The sequence below is a fragment of the Telluria sp. RT2P19 genome, from assembly GCF_059685725.1.
In genome coordinates this window covers 90,275-113,278 of the sequence record NZ_JCASIL010000010.1, presented here as the reverse complement: position 1 = coordinate 113,278, position 23,004 = coordinate 90,275, and the positions used below count along the sequence as shown (strand labels likewise).

The 23,004-nt window shown below is 64.1% G+C and carries 24 protein-coding genes and 1 tRNA gene; 13 read left to right on the top strand and 12 right to left on the bottom strand.

Annotated elements, in window-relative coordinates; genetic code table 11:
- Positions 1-302: 302 nt before the first annotated feature.
- Positions 303-680, top strand: coding sequence for a CorA family divalent cation transporter (locus AC56KW_RS14100; protein WP_497171313.1), 378 nt, complete (start codon positions 303-305; stop codon positions 678-680).
- A 125-nt stretch (positions 681-805) separates the two neighbouring features.
- Positions 806-2,539 carry an FAD-dependent oxidoreductase gene (locus AC56KW_RS14095; protein WP_497171312.1) on the top strand — a complete coding sequence of 578 codons (1,734 nt, stop codon included), beginning with the start codon at positions 806-808 and terminating at the stop codon, positions 2,537-2,539.
- 114 nt (positions 2,540-2,653) lie between these two features.
- Here the strand turns inward: AC56KW_RS14095 and AC56KW_RS14090 are convergent.
- Positions 2,654-2,730 (bottom strand) — tRNA-Pro (locus AC56KW_RS14090).
- Positions 2,731-2,902: 172 nt separating this feature from the next.
- On the opposite strand from AC56KW_RS14090, the gene AC56KW_RS14085 reads away from it, so the two are divergent.
- Entirely contained in the window at positions 2,903-4,102 is a 1,200-nt protein-coding gene (locus tag AC56KW_RS14085) for a DUF418 domain-containing protein (protein ID WP_497171311.1), read from the top strand.
- 18 nt (positions 4,103-4,120) lie between these two features.
- Here the strand turns inward: AC56KW_RS14085 and AC56KW_RS14080 are convergent, their stop codons facing one another.
- On the bottom strand, positions 4,121-6,010 hold the full coding sequence (locus AC56KW_RS14080; protein ID WP_497171310.1) for an MFS transporter: 1,890 nt from the start codon (positions 6,008-6,010) through the stop codon (positions 4,121-4,123).
- 265 nt (positions 6,011-6,275) lie between these two features.
- Here AC56KW_RS14080 and AC56KW_RS14075 point away from each other — a divergent pair, with 265 nt between their 5' ends.
- Positions 6,276-6,554 carry a hypothetical protein gene (locus AC56KW_RS14075; protein ID WP_497171309.1) on the top strand — a complete coding sequence of 93 codons (279 nt, stop codon included), beginning with the start codon at positions 6,276-6,278 and terminating at the stop codon, positions 6,552-6,554.
- A 1-nt stretch (position 6,555) separates the two neighbouring features.
- Here AC56KW_RS14075 and AC56KW_RS14070 read toward each other — a convergent pair whose 3' ends face one another.
- Together AC56KW_RS14070 and AC56KW_RS14065 are read right to left on the bottom strand one after the other, a co-directional pair.
- Positions 6,556-7,875 carry a homoserine dehydrogenase gene (locus AC56KW_RS14070; protein ID WP_497171308.1) on the bottom strand — a complete coding sequence of 440 codons (1,320 nt, stop codon included), beginning with the start codon at positions 7,873-7,875 and terminating at the stop codon, positions 6,556-6,558.
- A gap of 39 nt (positions 7,876-7,914) precedes the next feature.
- Positions 7,915-9,138, bottom strand: a complete 1,224-nt coding sequence (locus AC56KW_RS14065) for a pyridoxal phosphate-dependent aminotransferase (RefSeq protein ID WP_497171307.1) — start codon at positions 9,136-9,138, stop codon at positions 7,915-7,917.
- A 144-nt stretch (positions 9,139-9,282) separates the two neighbouring features.
- On the opposite strand from AC56KW_RS14065, the gene AC56KW_RS14060 reads away from it, so the two are divergent.
- The 8 genes from AC56KW_RS14060 (at position 9,283) to AC56KW_RS14025 (ending at position 16,174) form a co-directional block, all read left to right on the top strand.
- Positions 9,283-9,657 (top strand): Mth938-like domain-containing protein, encoded by a 375-nt coding sequence (locus AC56KW_RS14060; protein ID WP_497171306.1) that lies wholly within the window; start codon positions 9,283-9,285, stop codon positions 9,655-9,657.
- Between the two features lie 184 nt (positions 9,658-9,841).
- On the top strand, positions 9,842-10,306 hold the full coding sequence (locus AC56KW_RS14055; protein ID WP_497171305.1) for a peroxiredoxin: 465 nt from the start codon (positions 9,842-9,844) through the stop codon (positions 10,304-10,306).
- Positions 10,307-10,568: 262 nt separating this feature from the next.
- Entirely contained in the window at positions 10,569-12,389 is a 1,821-nt protein-coding gene (locus AC56KW_RS14050; protein WP_497171304.1) for a PhoH family protein, read from the top strand.
- 257 nt (positions 12,390-12,646) lie between these two features.
- Positions 12,647-13,003 carry a YciI family protein gene (locus AC56KW_RS14045; RefSeq protein ID WP_497171303.1) on the top strand — a complete coding sequence of 119 codons (357 nt, stop codon included), beginning with the start codon at positions 12,647-12,649 and terminating at the stop codon, positions 13,001-13,003.
- A 105-nt stretch (positions 13,004-13,108) separates the two neighbouring features.
- On the top strand, positions 13,109-13,516 hold the full coding sequence (locus tag AC56KW_RS14040) for a YciI family protein (RefSeq protein ID WP_497171302.1): 408 nt from the start codon (positions 13,109-13,111) through the stop codon (positions 13,514-13,516).
- Positions 13,513-14,799 (top strand): RNA polymerase sigma factor, encoded by a 1,287-nt coding sequence (locus AC56KW_RS14035; protein ID WP_497171301.1) that lies wholly within the window; start codon positions 13,513-13,515, stop codon positions 14,797-14,799. Before AC56KW_RS14040 ends, AC56KW_RS14035 begins: the two co-directional genes overlap by 4 nt.
- 118 nt (positions 14,800-14,917) lie before the next feature.
- On the top strand, positions 14,918-15,808 hold the full coding sequence (locus AC56KW_RS14030; RefSeq protein ID WP_497171300.1) for an MBL fold metallo-hydrolase: 891 nt from the start codon (positions 14,918-14,920) through the stop codon (positions 15,806-15,808).
- Between the two features lie 123 nt (positions 15,809-15,931).
- The gene (locus AC56KW_RS14025) at positions 15,932-16,174 is read left to right on the top strand and encodes a hypothetical protein (RefSeq protein WP_497171299.1); all 243 of its coding nucleotides are present in this window, start codon (positions 15,932-15,934) and stop codon (positions 16,172-16,174) included.
- 273 nt (positions 16,175-16,447) lie between these two features.
- Here AC56KW_RS14025 and AC56KW_RS14020 read toward each other — a convergent pair whose 3' ends face one another.
- The 7 genes from AC56KW_RS14020 to rpsF form a co-directional block, all read right to left on the bottom strand.
- Positions 16,448-17,458, bottom strand: a complete 1,011-nt coding sequence (locus tag AC56KW_RS14020) for an inorganic phosphate transporter (RefSeq protein WP_497171298.1) — start codon at positions 17,456-17,458, stop codon at positions 16,448-16,450.
- A 25-nt stretch (positions 17,459-17,483) separates the two neighbouring features.
- Entirely contained in the window at positions 17,484-18,110 is a 627-nt protein-coding gene (locus tag AC56KW_RS14015) for a DUF47 domain-containing protein (protein ID WP_497171297.1), read from the bottom strand.
- Between the two features lie 90 nt (positions 18,111-18,200).
- Positions 18,201-19,598 carry a replicative DNA helicase gene (locus AC56KW_RS14010; protein WP_497171296.1) on the bottom strand — a complete coding sequence of 466 codons (1,398 nt, stop codon included), beginning with the start codon at positions 19,596-19,598 and terminating at the stop codon, positions 18,201-18,203.
- Positions 19,599-19,707: 109 nt separating this feature from the next.
- Positions 19,708-20,160 carry a 50S ribosomal protein L9 gene (rplI, locus tag AC56KW_RS14005; RefSeq protein WP_208280557.1) on the bottom strand — a complete coding sequence of 151 codons (453 nt, stop codon included), beginning with the start codon at positions 20,158-20,160 and terminating at the stop codon, positions 19,708-19,710.
- A 38-nt stretch (positions 20,161-20,198) separates the two neighbouring features.
- On the bottom strand, positions 20,199-20,489 hold the full coding sequence (rpsR, locus tag AC56KW_RS14000; protein WP_005666071.1) for a 30S ribosomal protein S18: 291 nt from the start codon (positions 20,487-20,489) through the stop codon (positions 20,199-20,201).
- A gap of 30 nt (positions 20,490-20,519) precedes the next feature.
- Positions 20,520-20,810 (bottom strand): primosomal replication protein N, encoded by a 291-nt coding sequence (gene priB / locus AC56KW_RS13995; protein WP_497171295.1) that lies wholly within the window; start codon positions 20,808-20,810, stop codon positions 20,520-20,522.
- A gap of 41 nt (positions 20,811-20,851) precedes the next feature.
- Entirely contained in the window at positions 20,852-21,247 is a 396-nt protein-coding gene (gene rpsF, locus AC56KW_RS13990; protein ID WP_497171294.1) for a 30S ribosomal protein S6, read from the bottom strand.
- A 283-nt stretch (positions 21,248-21,530) separates the two neighbouring features.
- Between rpsF and lexA the strand changes: the two genes are divergently transcribed.
- The gene (lexA, locus tag AC56KW_RS13985; protein WP_497171293.1) at positions 21,531-22,160 is read left to right on the top strand and encodes a transcriptional repressor LexA; all 630 of its coding nucleotides are present in this window, start codon (positions 21,531-21,533) and stop codon (positions 22,158-22,160) included.
- A 59-nt stretch (positions 22,161-22,219) separates the two neighbouring features.
- Here the strand turns inward: lexA and AC56KW_RS13980 are convergent, their stop codons facing one another.
- A complete protein-coding gene (locus AC56KW_RS13980; RefSeq protein WP_497171292.1) occupies positions 22,220-22,936 on the bottom strand; it encodes a tetratricopeptide repeat protein in 717 nt (238 codons plus the stop codon).
- Positions 22,937-23,004: the final 68 nt, after the last annotated feature.

The window sequence follows — 23,004 nt, the reverse complement described above, 5'->3', positions numbered from 1 at the left end:
TCAATGACCCAGAAGGCGGGTCCTGGTTTCAATGACGGTTCCGACGCTTCGGGCCTGGTATGGAAATCCCTGTTTCGGCGCGGCGCCATCGCCGCCTTGACCTGCGCGCACGAGGCCCGGGCCTGGATGCGCGAACCGCAACGGAACAATTCATCTGGCTGCGCTTCAACCTGTCGAACAGCGCCAGCGAGCGCTCGTTGCGCCCCACGCCGCGCTGGCCGACGAGTTCAACGAGACCCTGCACCAGGGATCGCGCTCGAGCCGCATCGAGCTGGCCGACAACGCCTTGACCGCCGTCGTCAATGACGTGCTGCACGGCTTTTCGCTCGACAGCGCAGAGATCACGCCCCCGGTGGGTCCGCGCCACCCCGCACGCCGCCATCAGCGCGCGCAGGAAGCCGCCAGCCTCGATCGAGCGCCTGCGCCAGGACATGCGCCAGGGCGCCCCGCTGCGCTCGTCGAGCGAACTCCTGATCCACCTGCTGTGCGACCAGGCCGACGTGCTGGCGAACATCGTGCGCGAGACGGTGGCGCGGGTCGACGCCCTCGAGGACCGCCTGCTGGCCAGCCGCCTGGCGCGCCAGCGCGAAGACCTGGGCTCGCTGCGCCGGGTACTGGTGCGCCTGCAGCGCCTGCTGGCGCCGGCCGCCCTGTTCCGCCTGCTGCAGCGCCAGCGCTGAACTGGAAGCGATCCGCTCCCATTGCGCACCCGACTTAGGGTATAGCTTACAAAGCGGCCGGCCTGCATTACCATGCAGTCGCCAGCCTTCCATCGAAACAGCATCCAGACCAGCCGAGAGCCCCCATGAACGACAGCACGCAAGACGGCCTGCCGGAACCGTCCATCATCGATCCGCGCTACCTGATCGACCTCAAGACCCGCGGCCACCAGGTCTATCCGGTCCTGGGCGACGACGACATCAAGCGCATCCGCAGGTTTGCAACCGAACGCAGCTGGCACGACGGCGACTTCGTGTTCCGGGCGCTGGTCGATTCGCCGGGCATGGTCGTCGTGCTGTCCGGCCAGCTGCGCTGCAGCCGCAGCAATGCCCTCGGCCACCGCGTCGAAGTGCACCTGTTCGAGCCCGGCCAGTTCACCGGGGAGGTATCGCAGCTGTCGGGCCGTCCGCCGCTGGTCGACGGCGTAGCGGTCGGCCGCCTGGAAGCCCTGGTGCTGGAACCCGAGGGGCTGCGCGCGCTCCTGATGGCCGAGGCGGTGCTGGGCGAACGCGTGATGCGCGCCTTCATGCTGCGCCGCGCGCGCCTGATCGGCGAGCAGCCTACCGGACCGATCCTGATCGGGCCGCCCGGCCATGTGCGCCTGTTCGAACTCGAGAGTTTTTTATCGCGCAATGCGCAGCCCTACACGCGGCGCGACCCGGCCTGCGACATCGACGCCGCCGAGCTGGTACGCGAACACTGGCGCCAGGAGCACGACTGGCCGCTGGTCGCGATGCCCGACGGCTTCGTGCTCAAGAACCCGAGCCTGTCCGAGGTCGGCCGCTTCCTGGGCACCTTGCCGCGCATCCGGCGCGAGACGGTCTGCGACGTGCTGGTCGTCGGCGCCGGCCCGGCTGGCCTGGCCACCGCCGTCTACGCCGCATCCGAAGGCTTGTCGGTGATGGTGCTGGAACAGCGCGCCTACGGCGGCCAGGCCGGCGCCAGCGCACGCATCGAGAATTTCTTCGGTTTCCCGACCGGGATCTCGGGCCATGCCCTGGTCAGCCGCGCGTTTGTGCAGGCCAGCAAGTTCGGGGCCGAGATCGCGATCCCGGCGCCGGCGATGCGCCTGCTGTGTCGCCAGCGGCCGCTGCGCATCGAGCTGGACGACGGCGCCTGCGCGCGGGCGCGCAGCGTCGTGCTGGCGGCCGGCGTACGCTACCGCAAGCCGGACCTGGCGGACCTGTCGCGTTTCGAGGGCCGTGGCGTGTACTACTGGGCCTCGCCGGTCGAAGCGAAGATATGCCGGCAGCAGACCGTGGTGCTGGTCGGCGGCGGCAACTCGGCCGGCCAGGCCGCCGTCTACCTGGCCGGACATGCGAAGACCGTGCACCTGATGGTGCGCGGCAACGGACTCGAGGCGAGCATGTCGAGCTACCTGATCGAGCGCATCGCCGCCACCGCCAACATCGTGCTGCACACCCGTCTCGAACTGGCCGCGCTCGAAGGTGACGAGTCGGGCCTGGAGAGGGTGCATTGCCGCAGCCGCAGCGGCGGCGCGCCAGTGGTGTTCGACACCCACCATTTGTTCTTGTTCATCGGCGCCGATCCCAACAGCGACTGGCTGCTCGAGTGCGGCGTGGAACTGGATCGCAAGGGCTTCGTGCTGACCGGTTACGACGCCACCGGGCAGCATGGCGGACGCGATCTCGAGACCAGCGTGCCGGGCGTGTTCGCCGTGGGCGACCTGCGCGCCGGCTCCACCAAGCGCGTCGCGGCGGCGGCGGGCGAAGGCGCGGCCGTGGTGGCGCAGATTCACAGGTTCCTGGCCGAGCAGCCAGGCGAGCAAGCCGAACCCATGCGACAGGCGAGCGCGTGAGCGGTCGCATGCGCGCTGTCGCGTAAGCCGGCAGGCGTCCGGCAAGCGCCATCCCGCCTGCGCGGCGAAACGAAAAAGGCCAACCTTGCGGTTGGCCTTTTTCGTTGATTCTCTTGGTCGGGGCGAGAGGATTCGAACCTCCGACCCCGTGCACCCCATGCACGTACGCTACCAGGCTGCGCTACGCCCCGACTAGCCAACAATTATATCAGAGACAGCCGCGAACTTGCACATCTGCCACGCATTGACTGCATGTACCGTCCTGGCGCCGCAAACAAGTATGACCATTGCATGGAATTCACCGCGTCCAATCTGAGTGGAAGCGTTGCCACCTATAATCGGTCACCCGTTTTCGGAGCACCCATGCCCACTTCCCCGATCCGCATCGCGCAGGTCGACGCCCTGCGCGGCTTCGCCATCCTGGCAATCATGCTCCTGCATCATATCGAGCGCTTCGACCTGTATGGTGCGCCCGCCTGGGTTCCGGCATGGCTGGCGGCGCTCGACAAGGGTGTCTGGAGCACGGCTTTCTTCCTGTTCGGCGGCAAGGCGTATGCGATCTTCGCCTTCCTGTTCGGCTTCACCTTTGCCCTGCAGTTCGACAAGCGCGCCGCGCTGGGCGACGATTTCAGGGCGCGCTTCGTCTGGCGCATGGCCGTGCTGCTCGGTTTCGGCCTGGTCAATTCCTTGTTCTACCAGGGCGACATCCTGTCGATCTACGCGGTACTGGCCCTGGCGCTGCTGCCGGTGGCGCGCCTGGGCAACCGCATCGTGCTGGCGCTGGCGCTGGTCCTGCTGTTGCAACCCCCGGCCTGGATGGCACTATGGCGCGCGCTGCCGGTCCCCGCCGCCACCCTGCCCGACCCGGCCTCATGGGCCTACTTTGGCCGCGCCAACGACTACCTGATGCACGGCTCGATGCGCCAGGTATGGGCCGGCAACCTGACCAACGGCAAGACCGCCGCCCTCTTGTGGAGCTGGGAAAACGGCAGGGTGTTGCAGATTCCGGCGCTGTGCATGCTCGGCATGCTGGCCTGCCGCAGCGGGCTGTTCGCAACAAGCAGCGAGGCCGCCGCCCGCTGGCGCCGCATCGGCCTGGGCGCGCTGCTCGGGTTCGTGCCTTTATTCGCCTTGAGCAAGTCACTCGATGCACTGGTGATGGCGGAAGGCGTGCGGCGTCCCCTGCAGGTGATCGTCACCTCGTGGTCGAACCTGGCGTTCGCCGCGCTGCTGGTGGCGCTGTTCGTGCTGCTGTACCGGCGCAGCGCAGGCGCCCGCCTGCTGTCACGCCTGGCGCCGATGGGGCGCATGAGCCTGACCAGCTACGTGGCGCAGTCGCTGGTCGGCACGACGCTGTATTACGGTTTCGGCCTCGGCCTCTACGCGTTCACGGGGGCCAGCATCTGCCTCGTCATCGGCGTCGCGCTGGCCATCCTGCAGATCCGCTTCAGCAGCTGGTGGTTGCGGCGCCATGCGCAAGGCCCGCTGGAAAGCCTGTGGCACCGCGCCACCTGGATCGGCCGGCGACCGCAGGCACCGGCCGCGCAAGCAGGCCGCCAGTAAAGACTGAGGCCGAAGCGCTTACTTCCAGTCTCCACGCAGCGCCATCACCTGCTGCTGCAGGTACTCCGGCGTCGCCAGCTCCGGCGCCACCGGCTGCCCCACCGCCAGCGACAGCTGCGAACGCATGCCGCGCGCGATGCGGCGGCCGAACAGATTGCTCTTGTCGCGCGTGAACCAGCTGCCCCACAGGCCGCGCAGCGCCATCGGGATCACCGGCACCTTGCTGCGCTCCACGACTTTTGCAATGCCGCTGCGGAACTCGCTCATCTCGCCGGTCGTGGTCAGCCGCCCTTCCGGGAAGATACACACCAGCTCACCATCGTGCAGCGCATGGGCGATGTCGACGAACGCCTTTTCCATCGTCCACGGGTCTTCCTTGGCCGGCGCGATCGGGATTGCGTTAACGGCGCGGAAGATCCAGCGCAAGAATGGCGTCTTGAAGATGCGATGGTCCATCACGAAGCGAATCGGGCGCGGGCTGGCCGCGTTGATCACGATCGCATCCACATAGCTGACGTGATTGCACACCAATACCGCCGGGCCTTCCGACGGAATGCGCGAGGTGTCCACGGTGCGCACCCGGTACACGGTATGGATCAGGAGCCAGGCCAGGAAGCGCATCAGGAATTCCGGCACCAGCGAGAAGATGTACACCGCCACCACGGCATTGAGCAGGGCCGTGGCCAGGAACAGTTCGGGGATGCTGAAACCCTGCCCCAGCAGCAGGATGGCGACGCCGGCGGACGCCACCATGAAGATTGCGTTCAGGATGTTCATGCCGGCGATCGTGCGTGAAACGTGCTTCTGGTCGCAGCGGGTCTGGATCAGGGCGAACAGCGGCACGATGAAGAAGCCGCCGAACACGCCGATCATCACCAGGTCGCCCAGGATGCGCAGCGCGCCCGGCTGGCCGAGCAGGGTCATCCAGTCCACCACCGCGCCGCCGGCCGTGAACGCTTCGCTGGCAAAATACAGGTCGATGCCGAACACCGACAGGCCGATCGAGCCGAACGGCACCAGGCCGATCTCGACCTTGTGGCCCGACAGCCGTTCGCACAGCAGCGAACCGGCGCCGATGCCGAGCGAGAACACGGTCAGCAGCAGCACGAACACGCTGTGGTCGCCCATCAGGTAATCCTTGGAGAACACGGGGAACTGGGCCAGCAGCAAGGCGCCATAGAACCAGAACCAGGAATTGCCGAGCATCGACAGGAACACGGTGCGGTTCTGGCGCGAGAACGCCAGGTTGCGCCACGATTCGGCAATGAAGTTGCGGCTGATGCGCAGCTCGGGCGCCGGCGCCGGCGATGGCGGGATGCGCCAGGCGGTGGCCAGGCCCAGCACCGCGAACACCAGCGTGGCGCCGGCTACCAGCATGATGCCGTTCGGCTTGTAGCCGACCAGCACCGCACCGGCCACCTCGCCCAGCAGGATGCCGACGAAGGTCCCCATCTCGACCACGCCATTGCCGCCGACCAGTTCGTCGGGCTTGAGGTTTTGCGGCAGATAGGCGTACTTGACCGGCCCGAACAGGGTCGAATGCATGCCCATGCCGATCACGGCCGCGATCAGGAGCCAAAGGGTATGGGTCATCCAGCCGATGGCGGCGACCGCCATGATGGCGATCTCGGCGATCTTGACGATGCGCGCCAGGCTGGCCTTGTCGAACTTGTCCGCGATCTGGCCGGAGGTGGCCGAGAACAGGACATAGGGCAGGATGAACAGGCCCGGGATCAGGTTGTTCAGCAGGGAGGGATCGAGCGTTGTCCAGTTGACTGCGTCATAGGTCATGACGACCAGCAACGCCGTCTTGAACAGATTATCGTTGAAGGCACCCAGGAACTGGGTCCAGAAAAACGGGCCGAAACGGCGTTGGGTCAGCAGGGAAAACTGGCTCGGTTGGCGCATGCTGGAAGCTCGGTGTTATGGAGTGCGTAATGTACAACGGCAAGCACAGCGGAACAAACGTTGTTTCTCACATCCATGGTTGCGTATTCGCATCTAATACTGCGAGTGTTACCCGACGCTACGAAGCGACAGTACCACCACCGACTGCCGGCTGCGGCAAGCGTGCTCGCCGAAAGTGCGCAGCGTGGATGATGGGGGATTGAAACCGGTCAAATTCGGCCTGATCCGGCACATTGGTGCCATTTAGCGAAGGTAGAATTTGCAGATGACTTCCGCTAACTTCCAGATCAGCTACGCCAGCGTCGCCAATGTGCTGTTCGAGCACATCGAGCAGGATCTGCTCGCACTTACCACGGCCAATCTCGACGATGACGAAGACCCGCCAGCCACGCGCCTTCGGCCAGAATGCGCCGGTCCCGTGCAGGCAGGAACCCAGGCCGATGTGACTTGCCGCTACGTCAAGCGCTGCGGCTACACATCCAGACTTGCGTTCCCGCCTCCGCATGAGCGACGTGCGGTAGATGGCGGTGTTAAAAAGGCCTAGCTTAGCCCAGCGCTTCGAGGCGAATCCGCGTCACCCTGCCGATCACTGCCGGCAGTCCCTCGATCTTGGCGATCGCCGCGTCGATATTCTTTTCGCGCGTCTGGTGCGTCAGCATGATGATGTCGATATCGAGCTGGTCACCCGGCTCTTTCTGCAGCACGGCGTCGATCGAGATGCCGCCGTCGGCCAGGATGCGGGTCAGGTCGGCCATCACGCCCAGCTTGTCCTGCACGTGCACGCGCAGGTAGTAGCTGCTGGTGATCTCGGACATCGGCATGATGGCGACGTCGGTCATCTGGTTCGGCTGGAAGGCCAGGTGCGGCACGCGGCTGTAAGGGTCGGCGGTCAGCAGGCGGGTTACGTCGACCAGGTCGGCGATCACCGCCGAGGCGGTCGGTTCCGCACCGGCGCCCTTGCCATAGTATAAGGTAGCGCCGACTGCATCGGCCTGCACCAGCACCGCATTCATCGCCCCTTCGACATTGGCGATCAGGCGCGTCGCAGGGATCAGGGTCGGATGCACGCGCAATTCGACGCCCTCCCCCGCCTCGGTAAGGGTGCGGCGCGTGATGCCCAGCAGCTTGATGCGGTAACCGAGCTGTTCGGCGTAGCGGATATCGGCCGCCTGCAGCTGGCTGATGCCTTCGATATAGGCCTTGTCGAACTGCACCGGGATGCCGAAGGCGATCGCCGACATGATGGTCAGCTTATGGGCCGCATCGACCCCCTCGATGTCGAAGGTCGGGTCGGCCTCGGCATAGCCCAGCTCCTGCGCCTGCTTGAGCACGGTCGCAAAATCCAGGCCTTTCTCGCGCATCTCGGACAGGATGAAGTTGGTGGTGCCGTTGATGATGCCGGCCACCGATTCGATGCGGTTGGCGGTCAGGCCTTCGCGCAGCGCCTTGATGATCGGCACGCCGCCGGCCACGGCCGCCTCGAAGGCCACCATCACGCCTTTTTCCTGGGCCGCCGCGAAAATCTCGTTGCCGTGCAGCGCCAGCAGCGCCTTGTTGGCGGTGACCACATGCTTGCCGTTGGCAATTGCCTGCAGCACCAGCTCGCGCGGCAGCTCGTAGCCGCCGATCAGCTCGACCACGATGTCGATGGCGGGATTGTTGACCACTGCAAACGGATCGGCCACGATCTCGACCGTACCGCCAGTCACTTCGCGCGCGCGCTCGATATTGCGCGCCGCAATCATGGCAATCTCGATGCCGCGTCCGGCACGGCGGCGGATATCGGCCTGGTTGCGTTGAAGGACGTTGAAGGTGCCGGCACCGACGGTGCCGATGCCCAGGAGGCCAACTTGAATCGGTTTCATAAAATCTGTTTCTCTTGATGGTCAGGACGCCTGCCCTGTTCAGGCATGGCGTCGTCGGTAACCGTCGAGGAAGCGCGCGATGCGTCCGCAAGCGTCGGTCAGGTCGTCGGAATTGGGCAGGAACACCAGCCGGAAATGGTCCGGGGCGATCCAGTTGAAGCCGGTGCCTTGCACCAGCAGCACTTTTTCCTCGGACAGCAGTTCGCAGATGAACTGCTGGTCGTCCGTGATCGGATACATCTTCGGATCGAGGCGCGGGAACATGTAGAGCGCGGCTTTTGGCTTGACGCAGGACACACCCGGTATATCGGTAAGCAATTTGTGCGCGAGGTCGCGCTGTTTGAGCAGGCGCCCGCCCGGCCCCACCAGGTCGTTGATGCTCTGGTGGCCGCCAAGCGCGGTCTGGATCGCGAACTGGCCCGGCGCATTGGCGCACAGGCGCATCGAGGCCAGCATGTTCAGGCCGTCGATATAGCCTTTCGCGTGGCGCTTCTCGCCCGACACCACCATCCAGCCGGCGCGGTAGCCGCAGGAACGGTAGTTCTTCGACAGGCCGTTCAGGGTCACGAACAGCACGTCGTCGGCCAGTGACGCGATCGAGACGTGCTCGGCACCGTCGTACAGGGTCTTGTCGTAGATTTCGTCGGCGTAGACGATCAGTTGATGCTGGCGCGCCAGCTCGATGATGTCGAGCAGCACTTCACGCGGATACAGGGCGCCGGTCGGGTTGTTCGGGTTGATGACGACGATCGCGCGCGTGTTCGGCGTAATCTTGCGCCGCATGTCCTCGATGTCGGGCAGCCAGCCCGCCTTCTCGTCGCACACATAGTGGATGGGCGCGCCGCCGGCCAGGCTCACGGCCGCGGTCCACAATGGGTAGTCCGGCGCCGGCACCAGCACTTCGTCGCCGTTGTTCAACAGGCCCTGCATCGACATCACGATCAGTTCCGAGGCGCCGTTGCCGAGGTAGATGTCGTCCATGCCCACGCCGGCGATATTCTTTTCTTGCGTGTAGTGCATGACGGCCTTGCGCGGCGCGAACATGCCCTTCGAATCGGTATAACCGGCAGCACCGTGCATATTGCGGATCATGTCGCTCACGATCTCGTCCGGCGCGTCGAAGCCGAACACGGCCAGGTTGCCGATATTGAGCTTGATGATCTTCTGGCCGTCTTCTTCCATCTGGCGCGCCGTGTCCAGGGCCGGTCCGCGGATTTCATAGCAGACATCGTCGAGCTTGTTCGATTTGGCGATCGGTCTCAAAATTTCCCCTGGTGTGAGCGTACTCTGTTGCAGTGCGAAAAATACCATTCTGCCGAAAGCGCCCCGTTTAGGCAACCTTGCCGATCCGGTTACAATGGGCTTTTGCCGCCCGCCGGCGAGGCCACTTACCTGAGTCAGCAAATCATGAAGCTTCATTCCGACAACACTCAACAATACCAGACCGTCACCGGCTACGACGCTTCGGGCGTCGAAATCAATGCCGAGCGCTTCAACTACAGCCTGACGGTGCTCCCCGAGATCCCGCCGCGGCCCTGGAACGTCGCCCGTTTCGAAGACCTCACCGCCGCCCATTTCGAGGACATCGCGAAGGACGCGCCCGACGTCGTCATCCTCGGCACCGGCGAGCGCCAGCGCTTCGTCCACCCGCGCCTGGTGGCCGGCCTGTCGGCCATGCACATCGGCGTCGAAAGCATGGACAGCCAGGCCGCCTGCCGCACCTATAACGTGCTGATGGGCGAAGGCCGCAAGGTCACGCTGGCGCTGATCATCGGCGCCTGACTGGATTAGCCGAGTCTTAAATTGGCAGAAACATTTTCAAATCGGCGTAAATAGTGTGTTTCTGCTCAGGCGGGCACTAGCGGCAGACCGTATGGACGATTATCATGCCAGTGCCGCTCCCCGCCACCATGCGCCGGGAGGATAATACCGCAGCGCACAGCGCTGTTACTGCCAGGAGAAGCCCGTGGCCGAGAGCCAAGCAACCATCGCCCCATTTTCCGCCCCGATGACCGGCGGCCAGACCTTCGACCTGCTGGGCCGTCCCGCCAAGTACACGGTGCTGTACTTCTACCCGAAAGACAATACCCCCGGCTGCACCACCGAGAGCATCGCCTTTCGTGAAGCCTGGCCCGAATTCCAGGCGCTGGGCGCCGACGTCGTCGGCCTGAGCCGCGATTCGCTGCGCTCGCACGAGAACTTCAAGGGCAAGCTGGGCCTGCCTTTCGAACTGATCTCCGATCCGGACGAAGCCGTCTGCACGCAGTTCAATGTCATGAAGATGAAAAATATGTATGGCAAACAGGTGCGTGGGGTCGAGCGCAGTACGTTTGTCATTGACGCTCAAGGCCGATTGGTGAAAGAATGGCGTGGCGTGAAAGTCAACGATCACGTCACCGAAGTGCTGGAATTTTTGAAGAGCCAGCCCTGAATACATGGATGGCTCCAGTTGTTCAACCTGCTGGATCGCTATCCCATATTTTGAGTCAACCCGTAACACATTCGCACTCCCCGAATCCGGTTCCCCGCCGGGCCGGCGCATTTCCGGGCTCGGCCAACCTGCAAACATTTTTCCTCGCCGTTCATTGTGCGGTTCTTCCGCAACCCACGTTAGTAGCATCGAATCCGTGCGGCAGCGCGCCACGTGGCCCGCGCGCGCACGTCCATCCAGACTTTTTTAGATTGAGAACCTGATGCCACTGCCAAAGATGCCTACCCAGCCAGCGACCATGCTGCTGGCAAAAGATTACCCCAAGGCCGAACCCGGCAAGTCGCCCGTACGTCCCGTGTCGGCCCAGGCCGACGACGTCGAGGACCTGATCAGCGGCCAGGCCGTGCCGACGCCGAAATCGCGCGCACGCCGCAAGGCTTCCGATACGCTGGCCGCCGCCCAGGCGCCGGCGCCGACCCGTGTGGCCGCCGCGGCGCCAAGCGCCGCCGCCAATGAAGCGCCCGCCGCCCGCAAGCCGGCCAAGCCTGGCGCGCCCGCGGCGGCGCCGGTCTCGGCCAAGCTGCGCGAGACCGACGCCGATCAACCGCATCCGGCCAAGCACAAGCCGGTCGAAGTCACCATCAAATCGTCCACCAGCCGCAAGGCCGACCGTTCCGGCACCACCAAGGTCTTCGTGCTCGACACCAATGTGCTGATGCACGACCCAACCTCGCTGTTCCGCTTCGAAGAGCACGACGTCTACCTGCCGATGATGACGCTCGAGGAGCTGGACAACCACAAGAAGGGCATGTCCGAAGTGGCGCGCAATGCGCGCCAGGTTTCGCGCACGCTCGACGCCCTGATCGCCAACGTCGACGACGACGCGATCGAGTCCGGCATCCCGCTGTCCAAGCTGGGCAACAAGGACGCCAAGGGACGCCTCTTGTTCCAGACCCGCCTGAACAGCGCCGCCCTGCCCGAAGGCCTGCCGTCCGGCAAGGCCGACAACCAGATCCTGGGTGTCGTGCGCGCGCTGGAGCAGCAAATGGCGGGCCGCGCCATCGTATTGGTGTCGAAAGACATCAATATGCGCATCAAGGCGCGCGCCATCGGCCTGCCGGCCGAGGATTACTTCAACGACCACGTGCTGGAAGACACCGACCTGCTGTATTCGGGCATCGTCCAGCTGCCGGACGACTTCTGGGACCGGCACGGCCAGGACGTCGAATCGTGGCAAGAGAACAAGAACGGCTCGTCGGCAACCTATTACCGCGTCACCGGCCCCCTGATTCCAACCCTGCTGGTGAACCAGTTCGTATTCCTCGAACCGAAGGACGGCCAGTCGCCGCTGTACGCCCAGGTCAAGCAGATCAACGGCAAGACCGCCGTGCTGCAGACCCTGCGCGACTATAGCCACAACAAGAACAACGTCTGGGGCATCACCGCGCGCAATCGCGAGCAGAACTTCGCCCTCAACCTCTTGATGAATCCCGAGGTCGACTTCATCACCCTGCTGGGCCAGGCCGGTACCGGCAAGACCCTGCTGGCGCTGGCGGCGGGCCTCGCGCAGGTGCTGGAAACCAAGCAGTACAACGAGATCATCGTCACCCGCGTGACGGTCCCGGTGGGCGAGGATATCGGCTTTTTGCCAGGCACCGAAGAAGAGAAGATGTCGCCCTGGATGGGCGCCTTCGACGACAACCTGGAAGTGCTCATGAAGTCGGACGGCGACGCCGGCGACTGGGGCCGCGCGGCGACGCAAGACCTGATCCGCTCGCGCATCAAGATCAAGTCGCTCAACTTCATGCGCGGCCGTACCTTCGTGAACAAGTTCCTCATTATCGACGAGGCGCAGAACCTGACGCCGAAGCAGATGAAGACCCTGGTCACGCGCGCCGGTCCCGGCACCAAGATCCTGTGCCTGGGCAATATCGCGCAGATCGACACGCCTTATCTCACCGAAGGTTCGAGCGGCCTGACCTATGTGGTCGACCGCTTCAAGGGCTGGAGCCACGGCGGCCACGTGACCCTGGCGCGCGGCGAACGCTCGCGCCTGGCCGACCACGCGAGCGACGTGCTCTGAGCATGACGCCAGCGTGACCACCGACGCCCGCCCTCACCGGCGGGCGTTTTTATTGGTGGGTGACGCCAAGGGAAACCACATGTCCGGTCTCGAGCGGAACCAGGCCCACGCCGAGATCATTCCTTCCGAGTCGGCCAATCCGAACGGCAGGCTGCCTTGACACGGTTCGAACGAAGGCCAAGCATGCCGCGGCGCAGCGTGCCTTGGCTATTGATGAAGTCGTAGAATAGTCCGGCGCAACCACCACAGGAGATCCCATGCCCCATATGCTGCTCATTCACGAGCCGATCGGCCAGCGCGCTGTGCGCAGCGATGCCGAGGGTCGCGCCACCTACGAGCGCATGCTGCGCTGGGGCGAAGACCTGAGGGAACGCGGCCTGCTGCTGGCGGCCGAATCGCTGGCGTCGCTCGATACCGCGGTGCGCGTCACCGGTCCTGCCGGCAAGGCGCGCATCGTCGACGGTCCGTTCGCCGAGGCCAAGGAAATGGTCGGCGGATTCTTCATGGTCGATGTCGACTCGCGCGACGAGGCCGTCGCCCTCGCCACCGAGTGTCCGGCCGCCGAATGGGCCACGGTCGAGGTGCGCGCGCTGGCGCCCTGCTTCATGCGCTAGCAGGCGTCGTCGATCATTTCTCCGCGGTTGTCGAAAGTGCCGGTCGCCATTCGTCGTGGTCAATGAAGGCTTGCCGCCGCGGGCCAATCACCCCAGGAGAACACCATGCGTTTCATGATCATCGTCAAGGCCAGCGCCGCAACCGAGGCCGGGGTAATGCCCCAGGAGCCGCTGCTGGCCGAAATGAACGACTACCACCAGGAGCTGGCGCGCGCCGGCGTCCTGCTCGACGGCAATGGACTCAAGCCGACCAGCCAGGGCTGGCGCATCCGCTACGAAGGCGGCGAGCGGCGCGTGGTCGACGGCCCGTTCACCGAAACCAAGGAGCTGATCGCCGGCTATACCCTGATCCAGGTCCGCTCGCGCGAGGAAGCGCTCGAATGGACCCGCCGCTTCCCGAATCCGCAGGGCCCCGGCCTGGACGCCGAGATCGAAGTGCGCCAGGTATTCGAACTGGACGACTTCGCCCCGTCCGAGACCATCGAACGCGTGCGTGCGCAAGAAGGGCAATGACGCCCAGGGTCGAAGACACCGTCGCGGCGGTGTGGCGGATCGAATCCGGTCGCATCGTCGGCAGCATCGCGCGCATCGTGCGCGACGTCGGACTGGCCGAGGAACTGGCCCAGGACGCCCTGGTGGCGGCGCTCGAACGCTGGCCGCAGGACGGCATCCCGGACCGGCCCGGCGCCTGGCTGCTCACGGTCGCGCGCAACAGCGCCCTCGACCTGCTGCGGCGCGACCGCAGCCTGCGGGGCAAGCTGCAACAGATCGGCCTCGACCTCCTGGCCCTGGAGGCGGGAGGAAAAGAGGCGAGCGTGCCCGACTTCGTGGACGACCTCGACGCCAGGCGCCGCGACGTGGTCAAGGATGACCTGCTGCGCCTGATGTTCACCGCGTGCCACCCGGTGCTGTCGCTCGACGCGCGCCTGGCGCTGACCCTGAAGCTGCTCGGCGGCCTGGCCACCGGCGATATCGCGCGCGCCTTCCTGGTGAGCGAAGCCACCATGGCGCAACGGATCGTGCGCGCCAAGCGCACCCTGGGCGACGCCCGGGTGCCGTTCGAGCTGCCGCCGCCCGCCGAGCTGGGCGAGCGCCTGGGCGCCGTGCTCGAAGCGGTCTACCTGATCTTCAACGAGGGCTATACCGCCACTGCCGGCGCCGACTGGATGCGCCCGGCCCTGGTCGACGAGGCGCTGCGCCTGGGCCGCATCCTGGCCGGGCTCGCGCCGAACGAACCCGAGGTGCATGGCCTGGTGGGGCTGATGGAATTGCAGGCCTCGCGCATGGCGGCGCGCCTGGATGCGGCCGGACGGCCGGTGCTGCTGCTCGAACAGGACCGCGCGCGCTGGGACGGGATATTGATCAAACGTGGTTTGGCCGCCCTCGCGCGCGCCGCGCGGCTTGGTGCAGCGCGCGGTCCCTATCTGCTGCAGGCCGAGATCGCCGCCTGCCATGCGCGCGCGCACCGCTTCGACCTGACCGACTGGCGCTGCATCGCCGACCTGTATGGCGAGCTGGCCCGGGTCCAGCCTTCGCCGGTGGTCGAACTCAATCGCGCGGTGGCGGTCGGCATGGCCGACGGCCCCGCGGCCGGTCTCGCCCTGGCCGACCGGCTGCTGCAAGACAGGCGCATGGACGGCTACCACTGGCTGCCCAGCGTGCGCGGCGACCTGCTGTTCAAGCTCGGCCGGCGCCGGGAAGCCCGCGCCGAATTCGAACGCGCGGCGGCGCTCGCCGCCAACGCCGCCGAACGCGATCTGCTGCTGGCACGGATGCGCGAGGCCGCCGACGCTTGAGCGGTGCCGGGCGGGGCAAACAGCATAGCCTTGATTGATACCTATGCCGGAAGGATACAAACCGCTATGATCGAACTGTCTACAATAATAACTACACGATCATGACGGGAGGCCTGCCATGAAATTTTGCTTCTGGGGAGTGCGAGGATCGATCCCGTCGCCAGGTCCGCGCACCGCGCGCTACGGCGGCAATACCACCTGCATCGAAGTGCGCACCGACGCCGGCGCGCTCCTGATCCTGGACGGCGGCACCGGGCTGTTCCCGCTGGCCCAGCACCTGATCCAGCAGGGACCGGTGGCGGCCAACATCTTCATCACCCACAGCCACTGGGACCACATCCACGGCCTGCCCTTCTTCACCCCGCTGTTCATCAAGGGCAACCGGGTGCGCCTGCATGGCGCGCATGATGAAGTGACAGGCCACGGCATCGAGCACGTGATGGGCGTGCAGCTGCAAAACAGCTACTTCCCGGTCAGCGAAACCCAGATGAGCGCCACCATCGACTACCGCACGCTCGAGATCGAAAAGCCGATCGAGGTAGCCGACGCCGTGGTGTCGAACGTGGTCATGAACCACCCGGTGCTCAATCTCGGCTACCGTATCGATTGCAACGGCAAGTCGCTGTTCTTCACGGGTGACCACGAACCCTGGCCCAACCCGCATCCAGCCGAAAGCTGCGAGCACGCCGCCTGCGAAGAACACCTGCGCGCGCGCGAGCGCCGCATGGACGCCGTCATGCGCGGCGTGGATGCCCTGATCGTCGACTGCTCGTACACGCGCGACGAATACCCGTCCAAGCTGGGCTGGGGCCATGGCACCTTCGACGGCGCGCTCGAGATGGCGCTGCGGGTCGGCGCGCGCGCGCTGTACTGCACCCACCATGAGCCGACGCGCGGCGACGACGAGCTCGAGTCGGTGTTCGCCGAGGCGATGGCGCGCCACGCGGGACGCCTGTTCGGCTTGCAGGTGGTCCTGGCCCGTGAAGGCCTCGAAGTCGATCTCGGCTAGCACGGCGCACGCCACGCGTCAGCTGCCAGATTTGAGAGGCGGGCTCCTGCCCTGCTTCGGTAGAATGGACGCTGGCCATCAATCCACAGGCCGCCCGTCCACCCAGTCCACGAAAGCAGATCGATGAAGATTACCCTGATTGTCCCCGCGGCAGCGTTGCTGCTTGCCGGCTGCGCGTCCACCGCTCCGGGGGGTGACGGCGCCGCCGCCAGTGTGCGGGAAGAGCGCTATGTCCCGATCGGCACCTACCTGCCGCGCAAACGGGGCCAGACCGCCAACAACGCCAGCAGCGTCGACAAGACCGATCTTGAAAACATGAAGAACGCCGGTACCGGCACGGGCACCAACGAAGGCCTGATGCGCTGAGCCACGGGCAACGCCACGCAAAAGGCGCTGTCATCGCTAGCTGTTGATCACTGCAGGGCGGCCAGCAGCTGCTGGCGCTGCGGCTGGTTCAGCAGCGCCAGCAGGGAGAACAGCGTGGCGAACAGGGGGGTTCACCGTGCGCTCCTATCGACGTCGACAGGGGTTGGACCGCCGGTCAGCTCAGCAGCTCAATGCTCATCCACAGGCAACGGGTACAGCGCCCAAAAAAAACGGAGCCGCCCGGCTCCGTTTCCTGGTACACGATCTGCTCGATCACATGATGTGGGTGCCGACCCACCACGCCACCGCGGCGATGAACGCCGAGGCCGGAATGGTGAAGATCCAGGCCCACACGATGTTGCCGGCCACGCCCCAGCGCACGGCCGAAGCCTTCTGCGCGGCGCCCACGCCGACGATCGCGCCGGTGATGGTGTGGGTGGTCGACACCGGGATGCCGAAGGCGCTCGACATCAGGAGCGTCATGGCGCCGCCGGTCTCGGCGCAGAAGCCGCCCACCGGCTTGAGCTTGGTGATCTTCTGGCCCATGGTCTTGACGATGCGCCAGCCGCCGAACAGCGTGCCGAAGGCGATCGCGGCGTAGCACGAGATGATGACCCATGCCGGTGGATGCGCGTCGTTGGCGCTGACATAGCCGGCTGCGATCAACAGCATCCAGATGATGCCCATGGTCTTTTGCGCGTCATTGCCGCCGTGGCCCAGGGAGTAGGCGGCGGCCGACACCAGCTGCAGCTTGCGGAACAGTCCGTCGACCTTGCGCGGCGTCGATTTCACGAATACCCAGGCCACGATCAGCATGATGACCGAACCGAGCACGAAGCCCAGCAGCGGCGCCACCACGATGAAGGCGACGGTCTTGAGCAGACCGCCCGAGACGAGCGAGCCGGTGCCGGCCTTGGCCACCGCGGCGCCGACCAGGCCGCCGATCAGGGCGTGCGAGGACGAGGACGGGATGCCGTAGTACCAGGTGATCAGGTTCCAGGAGATCGCCCCGACCAGGGCGCCGAAGATGACGTAGTGGTCGACCACGTGGGGATCGATGGTGCCCTTGCCGATGGTCTGCGCCACTTTCATGTTGACCACGAAGATCGCGATGAAGTTGAAGAAGGCGGCCATCGCGACGGCGTGCTGCGGCTTCAGGACCCCGGTGGAGACCACGGTGGCGATCGAGTTCGCCGAGTCGTGGAAGCCGTTCATGAAGTCGAAGACCAGCGCGAGCGCCACCAGCATGCCCAGCACGTAGATGCTGATTTGTAGAGTTTCCATAATCGTTAACCGCTCGGAGCGACGCTTACGCGTTCTCGACGATGATGCCTTCGATGATGTTGGCCACGTCTTCGCAGCGGTCGGTCACGGTTTCCAGGATCTCGTAGATGGCCTTCATCTTGATCAGGTTGCGCACGTCCGGTTCATCGCGGAACAGCTTGGACATTGCGGCGCGCATCACGTGGTCGGCGTCCGACTCGAAGCGGTCGATCTCTTCGCAGATGGCGACGATCTTCGGCGCGTTGTCCATGTCGTGCAGCATCGACACGGCTTCCTGCACTTTCAGGCAGCACGACAGGCACAGCTCGGCCAGGCGTTTTGCCTCTGGCGTCACGGCCTGCAGGTCGTACAGCGAGACGGTCTGGGCCGCGTCTTCCATCATGTCGAGGATGTCGTCCATGCGGGTGATCAGCTTGTGGATGTCGTCGCGGTCGAGCGGCGTGATGAAGGTCTTGTGCAGCAGGTCGACCGTGGTGTAGGTGATCTTGTCTGCCTGTTTCTCGATGGTCTCGACCGCGTGGGTGCGGGTTTCCAGGTCATCGAAATTGGTCATCAGGCCAACCATCTCATGCGCACCCTTCACGCACAGTGCGGCGTGTTGGTTGAACAGTTCAAAGAAATTGCCCTCTTTGGGCAGGAAGCGTCCAAACATTGTTTTTCTCCGTTTTTCTCTCGGTATTGCCGCCGCTCCGGGAAAAGCGACGGCATGGTGTGCGGCGTGATGCCGGCCGCGGTATGCGGCTTAGTCGCCCTGATAGACGGCGAGGTTACCACTGTAGTTGCCAAACTTGGTGTATTGGCCGATCCAGGTGAGGCGAATCGCCCCAATCGGACCGTTACGCTGCTTGCCGATAATGATCTCGGCGGTGCCCTTGTCGGGCGAATCCGGGTTATAGACTTCGTCGCGGTACAGGAAGATGATCACGTCAGCATCCTGTTCGATAGCGCCGGATTCGCGCAAGTCGGACATCACGGGACGTTTGTTCGGACGTTGCTCCAGCGAGCGGTTCAGCTGCGACAGCGCGATCACGGGGCACTGCAGCTCTTTCGCCAGGCCTTTCAGCGAACGCGAGATCTCCGAGATCTCGGAGGCGCGGTTGTCGCCCGGCTTGGAACCCTGCATCAGCTGCAGGTAGTCGACGATGATGAGCCCGAGCTTGCCGCACTGGCGCGCCAGGCGTCGTGCCCGCGCGCGCATCTCGATCGGATTCAGTGCCGGCGTTTCATCGATGTAGAGCTGGGCATCGTTCATCTTCTGGATGGCGTGCGTCAGGCGCGGCCAGTCCTCGTCGTTCAGGCGGCCGGTACGCAGGCGGTGCTGGTCGAGCTGGCCGACCGAGCCGAGCATACGCATGGCCAGCTGGGCGCCGCCCATCTCCATCGAGAACACGGCGACCGGCAGGCCGGCCTCGATCGCGACGTTCTCGCCGATATTGACCGAGAACGCGGTCTTGCCCATCGACGGACGGCCGGCGACGATGACCAGGTCGCCCGGCTGCAGGCCGGACGTCATGCGGTCGAGGTCGATGAAGCCGGTCGGCACGCCGGTGATCTCACCCTGGTTTTCGCGCGAGTACAGTTCGTCGATGCGCTCGACCACCTGGGTCAGCAGCGGCTGCACCGCCAGCCAGCCCTGGGCGCCGCGCGCGCCCTGCTCGGCGATGGCGAAGATCCGCGATTCCGCCTCGTCGAGCATCTGCTTGACTTCCTTGCCCTGCGGATTGAAGGCGTTGCCCGAGATGTCGTCGGCGACGGTGATCAGCTGGCGCAGGATGCCGCGGTCGCGCACGATCTCGGCATAGCGCCGGATATTCGCGGCCGATGGCGTGTTCTGCGCCATGGCGTTCAGGTATTGCAGGCCACCCATGTCGTCGGCCTTGCCGAGCTGGTTGCAGGCTTCATAGACCGTGATCACGTCGGCCGGCTTGCCGGCATTGATCAGGCGGACCATCTGTTCGAAGATGATGCGGTGATCGTAACGGTAGAAGTCTTCCGCGTGCATGAAGTCGGCAATGCGGTCCCAGGCGGCATTATCGCGCAGCAGGCCGCCGATGACGGATTGCTCTGCTTCGATGGAATGCGGGGGGATGCGCAGGGCTTCTATTTGCGGGTCGAGGGGTGCTGCGTTCATGGGCGGCATTATACCTTCTCCTGTCACACGGCTGTCATAATTGGTGAGTTTCAAAAGCAAAAAAGCCGGGAGAACCCGGCTTTTTCGTGCACTGCTTTTACTTCAGTTCAGCATTCGCTCAGGCAGCTTCGCCCACGACAGCGATGGTGATTTCCGACACGACGTCGGTGTGCAGGGCGACTGCAACCGGGAATTCGCCGGTGGTTTTCAGCGGGCCGGTCGGCAGGCGAACAGCTGCCTTCTCGACTGGGAAGCCCTGCTTGGTCAGCGCTTCGGCGATGTCCGCGTTGGTGACCGAACCGAACAGACGGCCGTCGACGCCGGCCTTCTGGCCGATGGTGACGGTCAGGCCGCTCAGCTTGTCGCCTTGGGCTTGGGCGGCTGCCAGTTTCTCGGCGGCTGCTTTTTCCAGTTCGGCGCGCTTGGCTTCGAACTCGGCGACGGCGCCGGCGGTAGCGCGGCGGGCCATCTTTTGTGGGATCAGGAAGTTACGTGCGTAACCATCCTTGACTTTGACGACGTCGCCCAGGTTGCCGACGTTGATAACTTTTTCCAACAGAATAACTTGCATGTTTTATCTCCAGGATATCTGACTGTCGTGACCGACGATTAACCGTGATGCAGGTCGGTGTACGGCAGCAGCGCCAGGTAACGGGCGCGCTTGATGGCGGTGTCGACCTGACGCTGGTAGTGCGCCTTGGTGCCGGTCAGACGTGCTGGCATGATCTTGCCGTTTTCCTGGACGAAGTCCTTCAGGGTGTCGACGTCTTTGTAGTCAACCTGCTCAACGCCAGCGGCGGTGAAGCGGCAGAACTTCTTGCGCTTGAACAGCGGGTTCTGCTGTTTGCGCTTGAGTTTTTCTTTAGCTTTGTTTTTGTCGAACTTTTTACCGAATGCCATTTGAGGCTCCTGTATATCTAAATTGCCGAACTAGGCGGCACTGAAATCAATGATGTGAAACACCAGGGCTTTGCTGTTGCGGTTTTTCCGTGCGAGGAAGCCATCGAAGCGGTAGCTGGCGCCAAGTTCGGCGCTTTGGAACCTGCCCGAAATCTCGCCCGCGGCGAACGCGGGGACTTCGAACTCGACCAGGCGATCGATCCCCGCCTCTCGCTGATGCGAACTGTGCATCAGGATGGCTGAAACGATCGGCACGCCGGCCGGGGTGTAGCGCAGTACGTCACGCTCGGCGATGGTCGCCACGAGCTGGAGCTGGTTCACCCGGTTCTTCTACTGCTTGCTGCTGGATTCCTGGGAAAGACTTAGGCAGCGGCAGCGGCTGGAGCTGCTGCAGGAGCGGCTGCTTCTGCGCGGTGGCTCTTGGCTGCGTCTTCGCGCTGCACCGATTTCATCATCGGCGACGGTGCGGTTTCTGCTTTCTTCATCTTGACGGTCAGATGACGCAGGACGGCATCATTGAACTTGAATGCGGTTTCCAGCTCGACCAGGGTCTCGTTGTCGCACTCGATGTTCAGGCAGATGTAGTGTGCTTTCGGCAGCTTCTGGATCTGGTAAGCCATCTGGCGGCGACCCCAGTCTTCCACGCGATGGATGTTACCGCCGCGGCTGGTCACCGTGGCCTTGTAACGTTCGATCATCGCCGGGACTTGCTCGCTCTGGTCCGGATGGACGATAAAAACGATTTCATAATGACGCATGCATTACTCCTTGAGGACGTTTTAAACAAATGCCCACCTCGGCGTCAAGACGAGTGTGGGAAGGGAACAGCCAGCTAGTATAGCGTGGATTGGGCGAAATGGGAACATGGCCGTCAAGACCTGCGTTTCCAAGTGCCCCTCACTCGACAATTACACTGGACAAGCGCGGGTTTTTCGTTTCTTGTGCGCTTTTTTTGCGCTTTTTCGTGTATATCCCTTGCGTATAGCAGAATACTGTACAAAAATACAGTCTACCTCTACAACCCGTTTCCGCAAGATATTTATGCTCAAGCTCACTGCAAGGCAAGAACAGATCCTTAACCTGATCAAGGAAGCGATCGAGAACACGGGTTTCCCTCCGACCCGGGCCGAGATCGCATCCGAACTGGGTTTCCGCTCGGCCAATGCGGCCGAAGAACACCTGCAAGCGCTGGCGCGCAAGGGCGCGATCGAGATTTCGCCGGGCACTTCGCGCGGCATCCGCCTGGTCGGCGCCACCGCCGTGCAGATCCCGATGCCGCCGCCTTCCCTGATGTCGCTGCCGCTGGTCGGGCGCGTCGCCGCCGGCAATCCGATCCTGGCCCAGGAACACGTCGAAGCGACCTATAACGTCGACACCGCGATGTTCGCGGCGCGGCCCGACTTTTTGCTGAAAGTAAAGGGCTGGTCGATGCGCGATGCCGGCATCATGGATGGCGACTTCCTGGCGGTCAAGAAAATCGACAGCGCCAAGAACGGCCAGATCGTCGTCGCCCGCCTGGGCGAAGAAGTCACCGTCAAGCGCTACCGCAAGACGGGCGACCTGGTCGAGCTGCTGCCAGAAAATCCCGACTTCAGCGTGATCCAGGTCACGCCAGACGAAGAGTTCGCGCTCGAGGGGCTGGCGGTTGGCTTGATGCGTAGCTGGAACTAATCGGCAGTATCTGCTTCAAGTACCTGCGCCGGCCATGTGCCGGCGCTTCCTTTTGCAGCCTAGTTCTTGGCCTTGTTGACCACTGAATTGTGCTGCTCCACGAAGGCTTCGGTCGCGCTGCGCCAGGCGGCGAAATCGGCCAGCACCATCTTCGAATTGACTTTCGCGCCTTCGGCGATGTTCTGGCGCACCTGTTCCAGGTAGGCGGTCGAGGCTTCCGTTTCCTGCTTGTTCATCAGCTTGGCGATATCGGGCGGGATGCGCTTGGTCAGCGGCGACTGCGCGTTCAGGTTGGTCACCATCTTGTTGTAGCAATCCTGCCAGTTGGTCACCGCCTTGTTCACCCGCTCGATGTCGTCGTTCACCTTCGACACCGCCGGGATGCGGGGCGACGGGCAACGGTATTCGCCCGACTGCAGGTCGGCGCCGTCGTAGCCCTTGATCCAGTAATCGATCTCGGCGCGGCGCTCCACGCGCTGCTGCATGACCGCGAGCGAATCGGCAGCGACCTTGTTGCCCTTGGCGGCCGACTTTTCAAACAGCTCCCTGGCCCTGGCTTCGTCGACCGCGCCGGCTTCGCCGTACCAGTACATCTGCCCCAGTTGCTGCTGGGCTTGCGGATTGCCGGCGTTGGCCAGCCTGGTATAGATCTTGAGCGCGCCGGCGTAGTCTTTTTTCTCGAACAGGGCGTTGGCATCCTCGAGCTCGCCTGCGAAGGCGGCGCCGCCGGCCACCATGGCGACCGAAAGGGAGAGGCAGGACAGGAATCGTTTCATGGGCACTTGGCAAGGCTGGGCTGGTAAAAGTCCATGATAGCCGTGTTTTACGGCTGGGCTCAACCGCA